Annotated in this window: 18 protein-coding genes; 6 read left to right on the top strand and 12 right to left on the bottom strand. The window is 36.9% G+C overall.

What is annotated here, in order from left to right; all coding sequences use genetic code 11:
* Positions 1–50 precede the first annotated feature (50 nt).
* Positions 51–650 carry an ankyrin repeat domain-containing protein gene (locus Q0794_RS09635; RefSeq protein WP_298941507.1) on the top strand — a complete coding sequence of 200 codons (600 nt, stop codon included), beginning with the start codon at positions 51–53 and terminating at the stop codon, positions 648–650.
* A gap of 133 nt (positions 651–783) precedes the next feature.
* Here Q0794_RS09635 and Q0794_RS09630 read toward each other — a convergent pair whose 3' ends face one another.
* The 6 genes from Q0794_RS09630 to leuC all read right to left on the bottom strand — a co-directional run bounded on the left by Q0794_RS09630 (position 784) and on the right by leuC (position 6,459).
* Positions 784–1,008, bottom strand: coding sequence for a cysteine-rich CWC family protein (locus tag Q0794_RS09630; RefSeq protein WP_298941506.1), 225 nt, complete (start codon positions 1,006–1,008; stop codon positions 784–786).
* Between the two features lie 168 nt (positions 1,009–1,176).
* A complete protein-coding gene (locus tag Q0794_RS09625) occupies positions 1,177–1,704 on the bottom strand; it encodes a hypothetical protein (RefSeq protein ID WP_298941505.1) in 528 nt (175 codons plus the stop codon).
* A 418-nt stretch (positions 1,705–2,122) separates the two neighbouring features.
* The gene (locus Q0794_RS09620; RefSeq protein ID WP_298941504.1) at positions 2,123–2,554 is read right to left on the bottom strand and encodes a DUF3010 family protein; all 432 of its coding nucleotides are present in this window, start codon (positions 2,552–2,554) and stop codon (positions 2,123–2,125) included.
* Between the two features lie 159 nt (positions 2,555–2,713).
* Positions 2,714–4,243 (bottom strand): alpha-isopropylmalate synthase regulatory domain-containing protein, encoded by a 1,530-nt coding sequence (locus Q0794_RS09615; protein ID WP_298941503.1) that lies wholly within the window; start codon positions 4,241–4,243, stop codon positions 2,714–2,716.
* Positions 4,244–4,430: 187 nt separating this feature from the next.
* Entirely contained in the window at positions 4,431–5,051 is a 621-nt protein-coding gene (leuD, locus tag Q0794_RS09610; protein ID WP_298941502.1) for a 3-isopropylmalate dehydratase small subunit, read from the bottom strand.
* Positions 5,052–5,061: 10 nt separating this feature from the next.
* The gene (leuC, locus tag Q0794_RS09605) at positions 5,062–6,459 is read right to left on the bottom strand and encodes a 3-isopropylmalate dehydratase large subunit (protein ID WP_298941501.1); all 1,398 of its coding nucleotides are present in this window, start codon (positions 6,457–6,459) and stop codon (positions 5,062–5,064) included.
* A gap of 309 nt (positions 6,460–6,768) precedes the next feature.
* On the opposite strand from leuC, the gene rnd reads away from it, so the two are divergent.
* Entirely contained in the window at positions 6,769–7,878 is a 1,110-nt protein-coding gene (gene rnd, locus Q0794_RS09600; RefSeq protein ID WP_298941500.1) for a ribonuclease D, read from the top strand.
* Positions 7,879–8,015: 137 nt separating this feature from the next.
* Positions 8,016–9,389, top strand: a complete 1,374-nt coding sequence (locus Q0794_RS09595) for an MFS transporter (protein ID WP_298941499.1) — start codon at positions 8,016–8,018, stop codon at positions 9,387–9,389.
* 148 nt (positions 9,390–9,537) lie between these two features.
* On the opposite strand, the gene Q0794_RS09590 is transcribed toward Q0794_RS09595, so the two are convergent.
* Positions 9,538–10,509: a flagellar motor protein MotB gene (locus Q0794_RS09590; protein WP_298941556.1), complete on the bottom strand. Its 972-nt coding sequence runs from the start codon at positions 10,507–10,509 to the stop codon at positions 9,538–9,540.
* Positions 10,506–11,276: a flagellar motor protein PomA gene (gene pomA, locus Q0794_RS09585; RefSeq protein ID WP_298941498.1), complete on the bottom strand. Its 771-nt coding sequence runs from the start codon at positions 11,274–11,276 to the stop codon at positions 10,506–10,508. Before pomA ends, Q0794_RS09590 begins: the two co-directional genes overlap by 4 nt.
* Before the next feature lie 217 nt (positions 11,277–11,493).
* On the opposite strand from pomA, the gene xseB reads away from it, so the two are divergent.
* From xseB to dxs, 3 genes are read left to right on the top strand one after another with little or no spacing between them, the layout of a single operon-like run.
* Positions 11,494–11,727, top strand: coding sequence for an exodeoxyribonuclease VII small subunit (gene xseB, locus Q0794_RS09580; RefSeq protein ID WP_298941497.1), 234 nt, complete (start codon positions 11,494–11,496; stop codon positions 11,725–11,727).
* A gap of 36 nt (positions 11,728–11,763) precedes the next feature.
* Positions 11,764–12,654 carry a (2E,6E)-farnesyl diphosphate synthase gene (gene ispA, locus Q0794_RS09575; RefSeq protein ID WP_298941496.1) on the top strand — a complete coding sequence of 297 codons (891 nt, stop codon included), beginning with the start codon at positions 11,764–11,766 and terminating at the stop codon, positions 12,652–12,654.
* A 3-nt stretch (positions 12,655–12,657) separates the two neighbouring features.
* Positions 12,658–14,517, top strand: a complete 1,860-nt coding sequence (dxs, locus tag Q0794_RS09570; protein WP_298941495.1) for a 1-deoxy-D-xylulose-5-phosphate synthase — start codon at positions 12,658–12,660, stop codon at positions 14,515–14,517.
* 197 nt (positions 14,518–14,714) lie between these two features.
* Here the strand turns inward: dxs and Q0794_RS09565 are convergent, their stop codons facing one another.
* From Q0794_RS09565 to rluF, 4 genes are read right to left on the bottom strand one after another with little or no spacing between them, the layout of a single operon-like run.
* Positions 14,715–16,286: an ABC transporter substrate-binding protein gene (locus Q0794_RS09565; protein WP_298941494.1), complete on the bottom strand. Its 1,572-nt coding sequence runs from the start codon at positions 16,284–16,286 to the stop codon at positions 14,715–14,717.
* 2 nt (positions 16,287–16,288) lie between these two features.
* The gene (locus tag Q0794_RS09560) at positions 16,289–16,807 is read right to left on the bottom strand and encodes a phosphatidylglycerophosphatase A (protein WP_298941493.1); all 519 of its coding nucleotides are present in this window, start codon (positions 16,805–16,807) and stop codon (positions 16,289–16,291) included.
* Between the two features lie 9 nt (positions 16,808–16,816).
* Complete coding sequence (thiL, locus tag Q0794_RS09555; protein WP_298941492.1) at positions 16,817–17,863, bottom strand: thiamine-phosphate kinase; 1,047 nt, start codon at positions 17,861–17,863, stop codon at positions 16,817–16,819.
* Positions 17,860–18,873 (bottom strand): 23S rRNA pseudouridine(2604) synthase RluF, encoded by a 1,014-nt coding sequence (gene rluF, locus Q0794_RS09550; RefSeq protein ID WP_298941491.1) that lies wholly within the window; start codon positions 18,871–18,873, stop codon positions 17,860–17,862. Before rluF ends, thiL begins: the two co-directional genes overlap by 4 nt.
* Positions 18,874–19,184: the final 311 nt, after the last annotated feature.

Here is a 19,184-nt window from a genome sequence, read left to right as displayed (position 1 = left end):
GAAGCCCCCTCACCTACTTTTATAACCTGATTATAAAGAGAGGAATAGATATGTTTACTATTAAGTCATTAATGTCGAATAAGAGAACCACGAAAAAAAATGGGTTATTGGCGACTGTCTTTCCTCTTTTTGTATTAGCAATAACGTCTCCATTCACTTTTGCTAATGCTAATGCTAATGCTGACGAAGCCAATCAAGCAAAAGCCTATGAACAATTAATACCTTATTACTATGCTGCAGCACGCACGGGTGACAATGAAGTCATTAGCGAGTTTTTAAATGCAGGTTTGCCAATTGATGTTAAAAATCATAAAGGTTACACCGCTTTAATGATTGCCACTTACAATGGTCAAAAAAATGTGGTTAATACGTTAATTAAAGAAGGCGCTCATGTTTGTGCTCAAGATAATAAAGGTAATACTGCTTTAATGGCTGCCGTATTTAGAGGTGAGTTTAGTATTGCTAAAACATTAATGTCTGAAGACTGCGATGAAAACCAACAAAATAAAGCAGGTCAAACAGCCGTCATGTATGCCAGCTTATTTGGTCGTGAAGAACTTCGTGAGTTATTAGTTGAACGCGGTGCGGATATTAACTTACAAGATAAAAGCGGTAATTCGGCCACTACAATTGAGCAATTAAATAAGTAACTAAGCTACTAATTAAATAAATAGGTAAGTAAATAACGATAAAACTGAAACAGCCTGTTAGTTAACTTCAACGATTAAAAGCCATGAAAACGAGAAAACACCGTTTTTATTACAGTCTCAAAATAATTCATTGCTAACCGATCTTGTCTTCTCTGTTTTTTATGAATAATGCGGGATCATGATTAAAACTAATAACACATGAATTACAAATACAGGTTTTGTGTTTAAGATTCGCAGGGACTAATTGCAATAACTTAGTGGGTACTTCCAAAACTTTACACCAACAATTATTAGCGACATCGCATTGGTTATCGTTGAAACAAAAAGGGCAAGCCTTATCATCGATGGTTTGATCCACATTCCCTCCTTAAAAAGCTAATTTATTTATGACTATAAATCGACAAGAATAATTTAAAGCAACCTTCCATTATAAAATGAAAAGCTACTTTCCTTTCTATTCAAAATATACACTTAATATTTGAACCTAAACCATATTTAAGCTGGGCGTTTCATGATGCTATTACGGTTAATCACCACACGTTGAAGTTGCACATTGCTCTGTATGTACATGGTCTTCTTCGCTATGTGCACTTGAATAAGCGGCTAATATTTCACTGCTAGGGCTGTAATCATCATCGTTTCCGGCAATATAGCGAAGATGTTCCCATGTCAGCATATAAGCAAAAAACAGACGATGTTGGCGTTTAAGTTTAATATTTTTAGCTTCAAATAACTGACTACCGGCGTAACCTTGTAATGATTCAATAATGTTCACATAACGCAACCAAGGCTGTGCACTCTTGCTTGTAGGATTAAAATTCACTTGATTAAACGCCAATAAAGCATTCCAAAAATGTTTATTAGTATCTGCATTATGTGTTTTTTTAGCTTGCTCAATAAGAGAGAAAAAGCTTCTTGATTGTGACTGTTCAACACCTAGATAGTCTTTTAATTGAACAACTAAATGCAATTCAGCTTGATAAAAGAATGTACCTAATGAGACAGGTTGTTGCTCTTTAAATTGAGCAACAAAGTTTTCAAAACTATTTTCCACGCGCCTTTCCTTTTATTTTAATTTAATTTAATTTAATTTATTAAATGTGGATGATTATACTCATCTCTGATTAAACTCGTCTAGCTTAACGTACGACTATTCTTTGTATAGAAAATCGAAGTGTTTGATAGTTATTCTATAAGCGTACTTCGTATTTCATTTTAAACTGTAGATCTGATATTTAATTAGGAAACAAAAAAGGAGATGAATAAATTATTATTCATCTCCTTTTTTAAAAATCATTTCATATTATTAACTTTTGAATTTAAGCATATAGCTAAACTCTTTGACAACTGTTATTGAGCTACTGTTATTGAGCTTATGTGATTAAGCCAATGCAATTAAATCACTATTCTTAGTGAAAATTATTTACGCAATCTCATTGGGTCCAAGTACAAAACCAATAACAATGAAAATATTAACCTAATTTATTTTGTAAGTAACCAAATGCCGTTAACATTGCTTGTTCTTGAAACTTTTTAAGCCCGACTTCAATCGCTGTTGGTGTATTTTGTGCTTGTTTAAGACCTTGCTTAATATAGTCAGATGAGATCACCTGTACTTCTACACTTTGCATTAATTGTAATGCACCTTCAATTTTAAAACTTAATGTATGACCCGCGAACTTACCTTTTAATGCACGTTCACGAATGATCACTTTATCAACTTGGTAATCTTTCATTAATTGTGCAAAATCAAATTGAAACTTTTTTAATGGTTCAGTATTAATTGGATCATTTAATGTTAGTTTTGTTGTACGTACAGGCGGTACATCATATAGACCATTTTTAAACTGCATAATAGCAATTACTGCTTCATTACCTGTTAATTCAACACCACATACTCTCATTTTCTTTCCTCTTTCATCATTTATTCGACAGCTTATTTTAATTAACGCTAGTATATTCGTCAAAACACAAAAGCCCTAATCAAAGATTAAGGCTTTTATTTTTAATCACTCAGTATCAACTCACTTTGAATGATTAAATGTCATGTTTAAACACTCGCTTTATTTATTATGCATACGCAAATTGATCATACGAATCGTAGCGCCAATCCCTGCTAATACCTGGTTTGCATTAACACCACGCGTTGTAAAGTGGTCATCACCATCTTCCCAAGTCACAATACACTCAGTGAAGGCACTCGTTTGACCACCCGGTGGAATACGCAATTCAAAATCAACTAATTCAGGGAAGACAAATTCATTTTTATCTAACACTTTTTTCATCGCACTAATAAAGGCATCAAAACCACCATTACCACTGCCACTTGTTTTGTATATTTCATCGTTAACACGTACACGAATGCTGACTGTTGATTCTAAATCCAATCCTGAATTAATAGAACAATTCAATAACTCAACATAGTTGTAGTCATTGCGTTCTAATAAATCAGCAATAATAAATGGTAAGTCGTCAGCAGTAATTGTCGCTTTTTGATCTGCTAAACGCACAATACGTTTTAATAATTTTTTCTGCTGCTCTGGGTCAAGCTCAATATCCATCGCTTCTAAGTTTTTAGCAAGTGATGCTTTACCGCTCATTTTACCTAATGCATAACTACGTGAACGTGCAAAACGTTCTGGTGTTAATGCAGAGATATATAAACCACCTTTTTTGTCACCATCAGCATGAATACCACTGGTCTGAGTAAACACATCTGCGCCAACAATGGGTGTATTATCAGCGATACGTTTACCTGAAAAATTCTCTACTAATTTGCTTAAGTTATGAATTTCAGATTCATCGATATTAACTTTTTTACCCAGTTTATCTTTTAAGACTACTGCCACTTCCGTTAAAGAAGCATTACCCGCTCGCTCACCTAAACAGTTCATGGTGCAATGAATAGATGACACGCCCGCTTTTACCGCATACATCGCATTAGCAGTCGCTAAGCCATAATCATTATGAGGATGAAAATCAAACTTCAAGTTTGGAAAACGGCTGACCATGTCGCTTAAGCTATCAAACACTTCGTCCGGTGACATAACGCCTAATGTATCTGGCAACATAAAATGTGCAATACCAACATCAGATAATTTAGTGACCATGTCATAGACATAGTCCGGGCTATCTTGATAACCATTAGACCAATCTTCTAAATAGATATTGACCTTTAAACCCTGTTGTTTTGCATATTCAATCGTTTGCTTAACATCATTAACGTGCTCATCTAACGATTTTCTTAATTGCTCAGTACAATGCTTTAGACTACCTTTGGCTAATAAGTTTAATACTTTACCGCCAGTATCAGTGATCCAATCAACACTTAATGTGTGGTCTACAAACCCTAATACTTCAATACGATCAACCAGCCCTTCTTTGGTTGCCCACGTATTTAATTTGGTTACGCCTTCTTTTTCACCTTCTGATACACGTGCTGAAGCAACTTCAATACGGTCAATTTTAAGCTTTTGTAACAGCGCTTTCGCAAGGCTAACTTTTTCAGCTGGAGAAAATGAAACAGCTTGAGTCTGTTCTCCATCGCGTAATGTTGTATCCATCAACTGCACAGTGACATTATCTTGAGTCATTGCTTACTCCACATGTAAAATTTAAGGTAAAAGCTTATTGCACTGAATTAATAAAAATAGTGTTAAATAACAATTCACTACACACAATCCACTACAATAAGTTTTCGATAAAAAAGGTGCAACAAGTGCACCTTTTATTTGTGATAACAAACTACTACCAATTCGATGTAATTGGCATCAAGCTTGATTAAGCACTAGGCCATAACCACGGTAAGCGCTTTCTTTGTGCCGCTTCATACGCAGATATTTGCTCTTCATGCTTTAATGTCCAAGCAATATCATCAAGACCATCAAGTAATGATTCTTTACGGAATGCATCCACTTCAAATGAGATTGAAAGACCACCTGGTGTTGTTACTTTTTGAGCTTCTAAATCAACAGTAAATTCAACACCTTCATTAGCAGAAATTTCAGCCATTAATGATGCAAGCTGCTCGTCAGTAACAACCACTGGTAAAATGCTATTTTTAAAACAGTTACTGAAAAAGATATCAGCAAAACTAGTTGAAATAATAGTATTAAAACCGTAATCCGCGATTGCCCATGGCGCATGCTCACGAGATGAACCACAACCAAAGTTTTCACCAGCAACTAATATTTTAGCGCCTTTAAAAGCAGGTTTGTTTAATTCAAACTCAGGGTTTGGCGTGATGTTATCCGCAAGGTAACGCCAGTTATGGAATAAGTTAATACCAAAACCTGTACGTTCCACTTTTTTCATGAAGTTTTTTGGGATGATTTGATCGGTATCGACGTTACTACGATCCATTAACGCTGCGATACTTGTATGTTTAATATATGGTTGCATTATCTAGTCCCTATTTCCAATCTCGAATGTCTACAAAGTGACCTGCAACTGATGCTGCAGCAGCCATTGCTGGTGAAACAAGGTGAGTACGACCACCTTTACCTTGACGACCTTCAAAATTACGGTTTGAAGTAGATGCACTACGTTGACCATCTTCTAATTCATCACCGTTCATTGCTAAACACATTGAACAGCCTGGATCACGCCATTCCCAACCAGCATCAACAAAGATCTTATCAAGACCTTCTTTTTCTGCTTGTACTTTAACAGGGAAAGAACCCGGTACAGCAAATGCTTGAACGCCATCAGCTACTTTTTTACCTTTCAGTAATTCAGCCGCTGCGCGGAAATCTTCAATACGACCATTAGTACAAGAACCAATAAATACAACATCAATATGGATGTCTGTAATTTTTTGACCTGGTTCTAATGCCATGTATTTAAGTGCATTTGCACATGCTTGTGATTTAACTTCGTTAGTAAAGTCAGATGGAGATGGAACCACACCTGTTACTGAGATAACTTGCTCTGGAGAAGTACCCCAAGAAACTTGTGGTGCAATATCTTCAGCTTTAAGTTCAATCACAGCGTCAAATGTTGCGCCTTGGTCAGATACCAATGATTTCCAGTATTCAACAGCCACTGGCCATTCGTCGCCTTTTGGTGCGAACTCTTTACCTTCAAGGTAATCAAATGTCACTTGGTCTGGAGCAACAAGACCCGCACGAGCACCGGCTTCAATCGCCATGTTACATAGTGTCATACGACCTTCCATTGTCAGGTCTGTAATTGTATTACCAGCGAACTCCATTACGTAACCCGTACCACCAGCAGTACCTGTTTTAGCAATGATAGCTAATGCAATATCTTTTGCTGTTGAGAAAGCAGGTAATTTACCTTCAACTTTCACTAGCATTGTTTTTGCTTTTTTCTGTTGTAATGTTTGTGTTGCCATTACATGTTCAACTTCACTCGTACCAATACCAAACGCTAATGCGCCGAATGCACCGTGAGTTGCTGTATGGCTATCGCCACAACATACAACCATACCTGGATGAACAAAACCATGCTCAGGTACAACGATGTGAATAACACCGTTTTGGTTACTGTCCATACCGTAAAGATTAATTTCATTCTCTTCACAGTTAGCAGTCATCGTTTCAACTTGTTTTTTTGCAATAACATCAACAATATTAAAACGGTCTTTAGTTGGTACACAGTGATCGATTGTACCTAGAATGCTGTGCACATTACGCACTTTACGATTTTGCAGGCGTAGGCCTTCAAAAGCTTGTGGACTTGTTACTTCATGCATTAGATGTCTGTCAACAAACAAAAGCGGAGATCCTGCTTCTGGTTCATGAACTAAGTTCGCATCCCAGATTTTTTCATACATTGTTCTAGTCATTGTTTCCCTTACCACACTATTACTTAAAATCTTTTTCCCGGCCTAAACATATTTGGATAATGCGAATGATTATCAATAAGCAGATCGCGGCGCATTTGTAAAGCTCTATTCTAATGGATCTGTCACAATCGCACAATAATAAGCGCTTAAATTTGTTAGCCTTACTTATATATTTATGCAATAAATCATACTTTTTATGCATTAGAATCTATTTCAAATAAAAATTAACAAATCAATATTTCAATAGAAAAAACACCTCAATTTCCGTAAGATAAGGGAATATTACAATTCTATTTAGGTTATCAATTGATGCAATTTGAGATCATTTCCACACAAGAAAAATTATCTGAGTATGTTGCTACATTAGATAACTCCCCTATCTCTTTAGATACTGAATTTGTTCGTACACGTACATTTTTTGCTAATTTGGGCTTATTGCAAGTCTCGCAAAATGAAAGAATCGTGTTAATCGATCCTATCGAGATTGGTAATATTAACGCCTTTTGGGAAGCGATCGATAATAAAGATTGTATCTTACATGCCAGCAGCGAAGATTTAGAAATCATTAAACATCAAAAAGGCAATCTCAATATTAAATTATTTGATACACAAGTTGCCTGCGCTTTTCTAAATCATGGCGGATCGTTAGGTTACGCAAAAATGGTTGAGTTAATCGAAGGTGTTGTATTAGATAAAGGCGAGTCTCGTACCGATTGGTGTGCTCGTCCATTAACTGAAAAACAACAACATTACGCAGCAGCAGACGTTTTATATCTACAACCAAGTTTAGAAGTACTGCAAGCTCAACTAGCTGAAAAAAATATGATCCATTTTTTTGAACAAGAATGCCAAATGATTCTTGACCAAAAAATGAAACCAGTCGATTCAGAAAAAGCCTATAAATCGTTAGATAACTTATCTCAATTAGACCGATACGGTTTAGCACTGATTAAAGCGCTTGCTAAATGGCGTTTAGAAACCGCAGAAGCAAGAAACTTAGCGCTAAACTTTGTGGTTAAGGCTGAGCACTTATGGTTATTAGCTTATTATCAGCCATCAACACATGCCGACTTAAAACGGTTACATCTATTACCGAATGAAATTCGTATCCATGGCGACAATATTTTAGCGGTAATGGCTAAAGTAACAGCACAAGATCCAGAAACCTATCCGCCATTGATTTCACGTTTAGTCGACTTTCCTGCTTATAAGAAAACATTAAAGTCGATAAAAGATCAAGTTAAAACCTGTGCTGAAAAATATGAATTACCTGTTGAATTAATTGCTTCTAAACGTGTCATTAATGAGTATTTAAGTTGGTGTTGGAAATTAGACGACAAGCAGCGTTTAACAGCAGTAAAACCTAAAATATTAACGGGTTGGCGTTTTGAGTTGATCGGTCATCAATTAAAACATTAGTATTATATAGCTTAACAACACACACTATCCCAACAAAGAAGTCGTTGGGATAGTTTAAAACTATAGGCCAGCTAATAATCATGCAACACCATTTTTTATAAATAGCGAGACCATCAACGCTTTATCGAGTTAATTCCATGGCAACTGATACATCACAACAAATAGATAAACCAAGCTGGTTAGAGAGTTGCAAAATTTATCTACAAAAACGTGTAGCAATTTTGTTCTTTTTCGGATTTTCTGCCGGCTTACCCCTCTTACTTGTTTTCTCTACTCTTTCATTTTGGTTACGTGAAGCGGGTGTCAGTAGAGCCAGCATTGGTTTTTTCAGCTGGATAGCGCTGGCTTATGCTTTTAAATGGATTTGGTCTCCTTTTGTCGACCGTTTATCAATACCGTTATTAACACCATTGCTTGGACGAAGACGTTCATGGCTATTATTGTCTCAAGTATCAATCATCCTCTCGTTGATTGGAATGGCGATGAGTGACCCACAACAAAACTTAGCCATGTTTGCTGTTTGTGCTTTAGTGGTTGCTTATAGTTCTGCAACACAAGATATTGTCATTGATGCTTTTCGTATTGAATCTGCACCAGAAAAATTTCAAGCTGCGATGGCCGCTGCTTACATGACAGGTTACCGCTTAGCCATGATCATGGCAGGTGCAGGCTCTTTAGCGATTGCAGCTTGGTCGAGTAGTTCAGAGGCATATCAACTTTCTGCTTGGTCAACCTCTTACTTTGTGATGGCTGCTTGTATGGGCGTAGGTATCATCACAACTTTTGTAGCGAAAGAGCCAGACTATAAAGGTACCGACTTACAACAACAGCAAGCAGCTATTTTGGAACAATTAAATGCAGCTAAAATTCCTACAATAGCCGGACGCTTTATGGCGTGGTTAAATATGGCGGTGATTGCACCTTTCGCAGACTTCTTTAAGCGCTACGGTAAGCATGCCCTCTTAATTTTATTATTAATTGGCACTTACCGAATATCTGACATTGTAATGGGAATCATGGCGAATCCGTTCTATGTGGATATGGGATACACCAAAGGAGAAATTGCAGCGATATCAAAAATATTTGGTGTCACTATGACATTAGTGGGTGCAGCATTAGGCGGGGTTTTATTAACGCGTTACAGTACTTACTCGATTCTGTTCCTCGGTGGACTTTTAGTCGTCATCACTAATTTTATTTTTGCTATTCTCGCTTTTGTAGGAAAAGACTTAACATTATTAACGTTAATCATTTCTATGGATAACATCAGTGCAGGAATAGCGACGACAGCCTTTATTACCTATATTTCAAAGCTGACAAATATTGAATTTTCAGCCACACAATTTGCATTATTTAGTTCGATAATGTTGTTATTTCCAAAGTTTATTGCTGGATTCTCAGGTGTGTATGTAGATGATTTTGGTTATGTAAACTTCTTTATTGCCTCTGCCTTGATTGGTGTGCCAGTGTTAGGGTTGATTGTTGTATTAAAGAAAGTTATCGAAGATTAGGTTTAGCGAATTAAATGATAAAACGATTTACAATATGACGACTTGAGCGTTCAGTCTCTCTAAAAGTATCGTAATAAAAAGGCCTACATTAAAATAATTTAGTGTAGGCCTTTTTATTAGATTTAGTCGAACATTAAATAGGTATTAATTACTCTACCGATATTTCGCCAGACTCTGCCGCTTCACCTTGCATGATCATAATTTCAACACGGCGATTACGACGTTGTTCAGCAGGTGAATCACCTTCGGCTAATGGTTGAGTATTCGCATAACCAACCACTAACATTTTCTTATCTCTAATCCCTTTTAACTTCAACATTTCCTGAGCAACAGACACGGCTCGTTGCGCAGAAAGATCTAAATTAGAACGATATAACTCTGATTGTATTGGTTCATTATCAGTATGCCCAGCAACCGTTACCACACCCGGTACATCCACTAATATTTTAGCCACTTTAGCAATCACAGGTCTAAAACGAGGTTGTAAAAAGGCAGAGCCAGCAGGAAAAGCGCCTTTCTCTCTCACACGAATAATTAACTGTTGCCCTAAAGATTCTATCTCAATCGCACCATCTTCAATCTCTTCACGGAGATCCTCTGCGACCTTCTTCGTTAACGCTTGTTGCGCTGCAGCGCTTGCACTAGAGGCCTTATCTGTTTCATCTAGTTGCTCTTCTGATTGTTCTGCCGTTGATTCTGAAGCTTCAGCTGATAACACTTCTTTAGTTTCTTCATTAACTTGTAACGAGGTTTCTCGAACAGGCACATCTTGTTGTCCACCAGCACGGCTACTATCACCTTCTTGAAAGTCTAAAGTCGTTTGAGTCACTTCAGTCGTTCGCTGCATGATCACTTCGATAGGTGTCGGTTCAGGCTTACCAGGCCTAAATTCCTGTGCAATGACCGAGGTCCCTTTAGGGATATCTTTTACTTCTAATTGGTTTTGTACACCAAAAGCAAATGCCATCGACCCAGCTATTTGTTTAAATTTTAATACATCCATTTCTGAGAATGATAAAAGTAAAACAAAGAAGCACATTAACAATGACATTAAATCTGCAAAGGTCCCCATCCATGCAGGTAATCCCTCGGGGGGACATTTACATTCTTCTTCCATTATTCTGCTCCACCATCATCTGTACTACCTCGTTTAGACTCAGGTAGATAATTGCGTAGCACCCCTTCAATAACACGTGGATTTTGGCCATCTTGAATACCTAATACGCCATCTAATATAAGGCTACGATTTAATTTTTCTTCTTGCGCTCTTAATTTTAATTTATCAGCAATAGGCAAGGCAACCATGTTCGCAACCACCGCACCGTATAACGTTGTCAATAACGCAACAGCCATTGCAGGACCAATCGACTTAGGGTCATCCATGTTTGATAACATCGCCACTAATCCAATCAAGGTACCAATCATGCCCATTGCGGGCGCCACATCACCAAAATTTTTAAATATCTCGGCACCGACCTCATGTCGTTCAGAAGTTAATCGAATATCATTTTGTAAAGTCTGACGTACAACATCAGCATCATGCCCATCAACTAACATATCAACTCCCTTCTGCATAAAAGGGTTGGTTATTTCAGCTTCTTCAAGCGCTAAAAATCCACCTTTACGAGCGGCATCAGCCATTTCTACCGTTTTTACTATCAACTCTTCAGGAGAATCTGTTTTAAACATAAATGCTTTCATTGCAATTTTGATCGCCCCAAAAAACTGTCCGATGTTATATTTCATCATCACAACAAAGGCCGTACCGCCAAACACAATCAAAATAGAAGTGACATCGACGAACATATCGAGAGTTCCTCCCATCAACATTGCCATAACGACAAAGCCAAAAGCGCCTATAATTCCAACGAGTGTTGCTAAATCCACAGATAAATCCTTTTTAATTTAATATTAATGCGTTGTTAAGTAGATAGTATAGCTATTTATGGTTAGTTTGTAGCCATAAACTATTATTTAAAATAAGATATTTTGCAAGTCATCAAACAGCCCACAACTTCACTATTTCGAAATTATTTTTATACGTTAGTTTGACATCCTTAACAGGCACGGTAATCTTGCACAAATTATAGAAAAGAGATCTCCCATGGCCTTAAAAAAACCTGAAAATATGCAATACGAAGAAGCAATTACTGAACTTGAACAAATTGTTCAACATTTAGAGGGCGGTGATTTACCCCTTGAAGATGCTTTAAAACAATTTGAACGCGGTATTTCTTTAGCACGCAGCAATAGTCAAAAGTTACAACATGCTCAGCAACAAGTGAGTATTTTAATGCAAAATGATGTTCAAGTGCCTTTACAGAATTTTGAAGAATAACTTTTTGTCTTACATTTCAAATACTAAGCAGCCTAGATGACACAATTAACTTCTACCATGCAACAATTTCAAGTACGTGTAAATGAACAGCTTGAAAAACATATTAATTACTCGATCCCCGCGTCAAAAGAATTAAATGAAGCAATGACTTATGGTGCATTGTTAGGAGGGAAACGAGTCAGACCTTTCTTAGTGTATGCCGTTGGACAAATGCTAGAGAGTAAGCTTGAAACACTTGACCCAATTGCAGCCGCGATTGAATGTATTCATGCTTACTCGCTAATACATGATGACTTACCTGCAATGGATGATGATGCACTTCGTCGCGGTCACCCTACTTGCCACATAAAATATGATGAAGCGACGGCAATATTAGCTGGCGATGCATTACAAACCTTAGCTTTTGACATTTTATCTACGGAAATTGATGACTTATTACCTCAAGCACAGTTGAAAATCATCAACACATTAGCCAGAGCATCGGGTGAAAAAGGCATGTGTGCAGGACAGATATTAGATATAGCCGCTGAGAATACCGCCATTTCATTAATTGAATTAGAAACAATCCATAATGCCAAAACCGGTGCTCTTATATTAGCTGCTGTGCAAATGGGCGCATTAACTAAATCAGATATTGACCCGCAAGAGTTTGCACTATTAACACGTTTTGCGGCGGCGATAGGGTTAGCTTTCCAAGTACAAGATGATATATTAGATATTACAAGTGATACTCAAACCTTAGGCAAACCACAAGGTTCAGACCAAGAGTTGAATAAATCAACCTACCCAGCTTTACTAGGTTTACCAGCAGCACAACAAAAAGCACAAGACTTATATAAAGAAGCGCTTCATGCTTTATCACAATTACCTTATAATACTCAGTTACTCGAGTTGTTCTCTCACTACATCATCAAACGTGATAAATAAAATATGCCATTGGATTTAAAAAATTACCCGTTGCTCGCTGATATCAATTATCCAGAAGATCTGCGTCTATTAAAAAAACACCAGCTCCCTGCACTGTGCGAAGAATTACGTCAATTTTTATTAACCAGTGTTAGTCAAACCAGTGGTCATTTAGCTTCAGGCTTAGGCGTGGTCGAATTAACAGTGGCTTTGCATTATGTTTACCACACCCCTTTTGATCACCTTGTTTGGGATGTTGGCCATCAAGCTTATCCGCATAAGATCTTAACGGGTCGTCGTGACCAAATGGAAAATATTAGAATGTTTAAGGGCTTACACCCTTTCCCTTGGCGCGAAGAAAGTGAATATGATGTGTTAAGTGTTGGGCACTCATCAACGTCTATTGGTGCAGCACTCGGTTTAGCGATTGCGGCAGGAAAAGAGAAAAAAGATCGTAAAGTCGTTGCCGTCATTGGCGATGGTGCAATCACTGCAGGCATGGCATTTGAAGCATTAAATCATGCCGGTTCTTTGAATAACGACATGTTAGTGATCCTCAATGATAATGAAATGTCTATTTCTGAAAATGTGGGCGCGTTAAATAATCACTTAGCAAAAATATTATCGGGTGATTTATATACACAATTTCGTGAAAGCAGCAAAAAAGTATTATCGAATATTCCGCCCATTAAAGAATTAGCCAAGAAAACTGAAGAGCATTTAAAAGGCATGGTTTCACCAGGCACTATTTTTGAAGAGTTCGGTTTTAATTATATTGGTCCGATGGATGGACATAATGTGATTGCGTTAGTCGATACACTACGCAATATGCGTTCTCATTCTGGCCCACAGTTTTTACATGTGATGACTAAAAAGGGTAAAGGCTACAAACAAGCTGAACTTGACCCAATTACCTATCATGCAGTACCCAAGTTCACACCCGATCAAGCGTTACCGATTCCTAAACCTTCTGCACCAACTTTCTCCAAAATATTTGGCCAGTGGTTAAATGACATGGCCGATAAAGACCCTAAACTGACCGCGATTACTCCAGCAATGCGTGAAGGTTCTGGCATGGTTGAGTTTTCTAAACGTCACCCTGATAAATATTATGATGTTGCTATCGCAGAACAACATGCAGTGACATTAGCGGCTGGTATGGCGATTGCCGATTTAAATCCTATCGTTGCTATCTACTCAAGCTTTTTACAGCGTGCTTATGACCAAGTTATCCACGATGTCGCTATTCAAAACTTAGGTGTTTTATTTGCTATTGATAGAGCGGGTATCGTTGGCGCTGATGGTCCTACGCATCAAGGTGCTTACGACTTAAGCTTTTTACGTTGTGTGCCTAACATGACGGTTATGACCCCTTCTGATGAACAAGAGTGTCGTAATATGTTATACACCGGACATTTGCTTAACACACCAGCGGCTGTACGTTATCCGAGAGGTAGCGGAACAGGAATAGCAGTTGAAGCAGTAATGACACAATTAGAAATTGGTAAAGCAAAAGTCGTTGCTGAAGGCCATAAAACAGCAATTTTATGTTTTGGTACATTTTTACAAGCAGCGGCTCCAGTTGCAGAAAAACTCAATGCAACGTTAGTCGATATGCGATTTGTAAAACCATTAGATCAATCATTATTGAAACGACTTGCTGAAAGCCATTCTCAGATTGTGACGATTGAAGAAAATAGTATTGCAGGTGGTGCAGGTTCTGCCGTTAGTGAGTTCTTAATGACACAGCAATATACGGGTAAAATACAACACTTAGGGTTACCTGATTCTTTTATTGAACAAGGTACACAACAAGAAATTTATCACATGTTAAAACTTGATAGTGATGGGATTGAAGAGCAGATAGTGAACTTCTTTTCATAAGCATTGAGTATATATTTTAGAACTGTAAACCATTTAATCTAACTATCATTAAGTGAGTCAGTTAATTTATATCGTTAAGTTTCAGTAACTCACAAGACAGTTAATTAAAATCTTTAAGCACTCATTCAATACAAGTGCTTAATCAAAAAAACAACATCATGAAACGAGTAATACTACTTTATGATGTTGTTTCTTTTCTATCCTTCCTTTTTATCTTTTAGCTTTAACAGTACATCTTCATTATTTGGCTTATCTTCAGTCTTCTTTAACTTTAGTAATGACCAATAAGGGATGCCATTGCTTGAGAATATCTCATCTAAATTAAACTTGTTATTTTGAGCCCAAATTTTATCTTGATAAAACAATGGGATAACCCAATTATCCTGCTGTAAGGTTTTAAAATAATCAGATTCTTGTTTAAAGTTATGCTTTAGCCCTCGTTCCTTAAACTTATCCTGAAGATACCCTGTTAAATAACTTTGTAAGAATAAATTTTCATACATATTATCTTGACTCATTAATTGAGTCTGCCAAGTAGAAATGGTTAAGTCATAATATAAATTAGTATTTTTCCATATTTCTTCAGAACTAATTTCTTGTATAGCAACGACAATGCCCGCTCTCTTTAACATTTTACTTAATGCTTCAGCGACTTTCTTTGTATTCCCAACATCATCTAGCATCACCAATAACGACATCTGTTTCGGTAATTTCATTTCCTTCACTAATGCTTTGGATTTTTCTAGATCATACTCAGGCATTTCTTCATTGGTTTTATCGGGTTTATCTGAAAATGTATTGTCGGCTAGCGCCATCACAGAAGGATGGAGTTGACCATTATCTTTTAAAATATATTTCAGGATGCCCGCTTGGTTAATGGCTAAATGAATAGCATCTCGCGCTTCTTTATTTTTTAATACTGGTGATAATTTATCGTTAATCGTTAAAAAAACAACATTTGAAGAAGGAACTTTAACTAAGTTTTTGGTGGTATTACTTTCAAGGTCTTCAGTGCTTTTGTTAGGGATGGCATAACTTACTTGTACATCATCAGCTAATAAAGCGAATAAGCGAGATTGAGGCTTATTAATACGCATGAATCGAAAGAATTGAACCTTAGGGAAACCGTCCCAATAGTTTGGGTTCGCCACAACAACCATCCCTAATACAGGATTATATTGTTGAATTAAATAAGGGCCCGTGCCGGACATAGGTAAGTTTCTGACCGGAGGTAGTATAATAGAAGGAGATGTATCTAAAACATTGGCATTCTTTTCATAAAATCTTGAGTCCAATACAAACACATCAGTAAGGTAATCTAACAGCTGAATATCACTAAGACTTGTTCTAATATCAAAACTATTTTGATTATTAGCTTTGACCCAATCTAATTTATTGAGAAAATTACTATTGATTTGTTTCTTTGCTTGTTCAAAAGACCAAAGTACATCATTTGAAGTTAATATATTACCCGTATGAAAGTGTATATTTTCTCGTAGAAAAAAACGCACGGTTCTCTTATCGATACGCTTCCAACTTTTGACTAAGCGAGCTTCTATTTTTTGGTTTTTATCCCAACGGAATAACGGATCAAATAACAGGTGCTTAAATTGCTGACTCATTAATGCTTGATCAGAATAAGGATTAAATGAAACAGGTGTTTTATCAATGGCGACCGTAATCGCCTGCGGATTAAATACATTCTGGCTCTGTGCAACACTACCAGCTGCATAAAAGGTGACAGAAAGAATAAGCCAACGTAGTAACATATTTACCCCCAATATTGAATTATCAAAAGCAATCCAATTGCAGCAAACACTCCAGCGACGATATCGTCAATCATTATACCAAAACCACCATGTACTTTTTTATCTAACCAGCTAATAGGGAAAGGTTTTAGTACATCAAAAAAACGAAATAAAGCAAAACCAATAGCAATCCAAATAAAAGGTATATCCATCGTATTGTTGAGGTCTGGGTAAAAGAATAAAACAGGTAACATAGTAATCCAATAACCTACAAACTCATCCCATACAATCGCTTTATGATCATGTACACCCATTGCATCACTCGTCACATGGCAAAACCAAAATCCAGCAAAGCTAGTGACGACCAAGACAGCAATATAAGATTCGATACTAAGCATTGCTAAAAGATAAAAAAGTGGCACTGCCGCTAATGTACCGAATGTTCCTGGTGCTTTAGGTGCTAAACCACTACCAAAACCGACAGCGGCTAAATGTATTGGGTTTGACAGTTTTAAGCCTTTTAAATCATCACGATTTAACATGTTATTACCTTATTTGAAATGATCCCAGCCGCTGCTATTTAAATCAACAGGCTGTTGTAGATGAGTGAATAATATAGAAGGTGTTGTTGACGGTATGTTGGTCGATTTATTGCAATCAATAAGCTTAGATTCAGTTATTTTACCAATTTCATAACAATCCACATCGTCTAACATTGATTGTGTTTTTAATAATGTGTGAAATGCACTCACTTTATCTGCAGGAATGGTAAATACTAATTCATAATCATCGCCGCCATTCACAGCATATTGCCAAACCTGTGATAACGGAAGATGACCTAATTTAATTTCATTTAACATCGCATCGGAAAAAGGTAATTTTTCTAATGTTATCTCAGCGTTACACTGTGATTTTTTAAGGATATGCGAGAGATCTTGACTCAAACCATCGGAGATATCAATACAACTTGACGCATAGCCAACGAGCAGTTTAGCCAGTTCTAAACGAGGTTCAGTAAGCTCTAACGCATTGATAAATGCTTGTTGGCTTTCTGGGGTAAGTTGTTGTGCTTCAGTCGATAACAGTTTAACAGCAAGTCCTAAAGCGCCATCTCCTAAACAACCACTCACAAAAATCACATCGCCAACTTGAGCACCGCTGCGTGTTAAAGCTTGACCTGTTTTAACGATACCTTTAGCTGAAACAGTAATTGATAGCGGACCTTTTGTGGTATCACCACCAATTAATTGCACATTATATTTATCAGCTAACGCAAAAAAACCTCTGCAAAAATCAGCTAACCAAGTTTCATCGACTGTTGGCAACGTAATGGCCAAAGAAACCCATTTTGCTGTTGCGCCCATGGCGGCTAAATCGCTTAAGTTAACAGCCAAAGATTTATAACCTAAACGGTAAGCATCGACATCATGAAAAAAATGTACTCCACTGACTAAGCTATCAGTGGTGACGGCTAATTGATGCCTTTCAGGAACATCCAATATTGCACAATCATCACCAATGCCAATTTCAACACCATCAACTTTATTCGTTGGGCGTTGAAAATAACGTTTAATTATATCGAATTCACCTTGGCTCATTTTCTTTTTAATGACAACTTTGGTCTGTTGATTGTTGCACTTGATGTACTTGGTTTTGCATTTTTATTAACAAATACTTTCTTCGCTTTAGGGACTGTTCTATCGTTCGAACCATACTTGTCATTTCTATTATTTCTTTCTGCGTTGCCACTTCTTTCAACTTTACCGTAGTAAGCACCAGAAGCAGTAGGTTCAGAAGCTTTTCTTTGACGAGATAGTTTATCACTATTCGTTTGATCAGTAGATTGCTGTTCTTTAGGCAAGGTAGTATTAACGGCTGTTTTTGAAGAACCTTCAACAGCGGTATTAATTTCAGCCATCTCTTTTTCAGAAAGATTTCGCCATTGCCCTGCTTTCAAGTTATTCAACGTCACATTCATGATACGTGTGCGTTGTAGACGTGTAACCTCGTAACCTAAATATTCACACATACGGCGAATCTGACGATTTAAGCCTTGCGTTAAAATAATGGTAAATACAAAACGACTTTCAACTTTAACAACACAAGGTTTGGTAATTGTATCTAAAATGGGAACACCACGTTGCATACGGTCAACAAAACGTTCACTTAGTGGTTGGTCGACTGTGACACGATATTCTTTATCATGTGCATTTTCAGCGCGTAAAATTTTATTAACGATGTCGCCATCACTAGTAAGAAAGATTAAACCTTCTGAAGGTTTATCTAAACGGCCGATAGGAAAAATACGTTCTTTATGTCTAATAGCATCAATAATATTACCGTAAACATCGCGTTCAGTGGTGCATGTAATACCTGTTGGTTTGTTATAAGCAATATAAATACGGTCAGATTTATTCTCTGCTATTTTATTGATACGTTTACCGTCAACAAACACTTCATCGCCTGGCTGAACTTTAGTCCCTAATTCAGGAACTTGCCCATTAATTTTAACGCGATTTTGTTCAATTAACTTATCTGCTTCACGTCGAGAACAATGTCCCGAATCACTGATAAATTTATTAAGACGTTTCTCGATATCTTGACTCACAGTAAACCCCAATGCTATTTATTTAACGACGATCTAAGCGCCGTATTAAAGCATAATCAGGGTGTTAACGGAAATAAAATGAAGTGATATCAATGATTCGAAGCGTTATTGGTGGAGTATTTTCTTTTATTGTTTGATCGTTTTAATATTAGCTGTGATCTATTTGCAAAGATTATAAATACTTAGCGAATATGATACAAAAATAAATATTCAATTTTGTGCAGTTTTATAGCGTTCTTTAAATATAAACTAGCTTTTAATGGTTCAAAATACAATAAGAATAAGCCTCAATAATGTGAGGCTTCATACTT

The sequence above is a fragment of the uncultured Psychromonas sp. genome (genome assembly GCF_947489755.1).
In the GTDB taxonomy this organism is placed as follows: Bacteria; Pseudomonadota; Gammaproteobacteria; order Enterobacterales; family Psychromonadaceae; genus Psychromonas.
Note: the sequence above shows the minus strand (reverse complement) of the source record. Positions and strands in the feature narration are given on the sequence as shown.

Excerpts from the sequence above, each read along its gene's own strand:
- Q0794_RS09635 (WP_298941507.1), top strand. The coding sequence starts at position 51 with ATGTTTACTATTAAGTCATTAATGTCGAATAAGAGAACCACGAAAAAA.
- Q0794_RS09620 (WP_298941504.1), bottom strand. The coding sequence starts at position 2,554 with ATGAGAGTATGTGGTGTTGAATTAACAGGTAATGAAGCAGTAATTGCT.
- Q0794_RS09615 (WP_298941503.1), bottom strand. The coding sequence starts at position 4,243 with ATGACTCAAGATAATGTCACTGTGCAGTTGATGGATACAACATTACGC.
- leuD (WP_298941502.1), bottom strand. The coding sequence starts at position 5,051 with ATGCAACCATATATTAAACATACAAGTATCGCAGCGTTAATGGATCGT.
- leuC (WP_298941501.1), bottom strand. The coding sequence starts at position 6,459 with ATGACTAGAACAATGTATGAAAAAATCTGGGATGCGAACTTAGTTCAT.
- rnd (WP_298941500.1), top strand. The coding sequence starts at position 6,769 with ATGCAATTTGAGATCATTTCCACACAAGAAAAATTATCTGAGTATGTT.
- Q0794_RS09595 (WP_298941499.1), top strand. The coding sequence starts at position 8,016 with ATGGCAACTGATACATCACAACAAATAGATAAACCAAGCTGGTTAGAG.
- xseB (WP_298941497.1), top strand. The coding sequence starts at position 11,494 with ATGGCCTTAAAAAAACCTGAAAATATGCAATACGAAGAAGCAATTACT.
- ispA (WP_298941496.1), top strand. The coding sequence starts at position 11,764 with ATGACACAATTAACTTCTACCATGCAACAATTTCAAGTACGTGTAAAT.
- dxs (WP_298941495.1), top strand. The coding sequence starts at position 12,658 with ATGCCATTGGATTTAAAAAATTACCCGTTGCTCGCTGATATCAATTAT.
- Q0794_RS09565 (WP_298941494.1), bottom strand. The coding sequence starts at position 16,286 with ATGTTACTACGTTGGCTTATTCTTTCTGTCACCTTTTATGCAGCTGGT.
- Q0794_RS09560 (WP_298941493.1), bottom strand. The coding sequence starts at position 16,807 with ATGTTAAATCGTGATGATTTAAAAGGCTTAAAACTGTCAAACCCAATA.
- thiL (WP_298941492.1), bottom strand. The coding sequence starts at position 17,863 with ATGAGCCAAGGTGAATTCGATATAATTAAACGTTATTTTCAACGCCCA.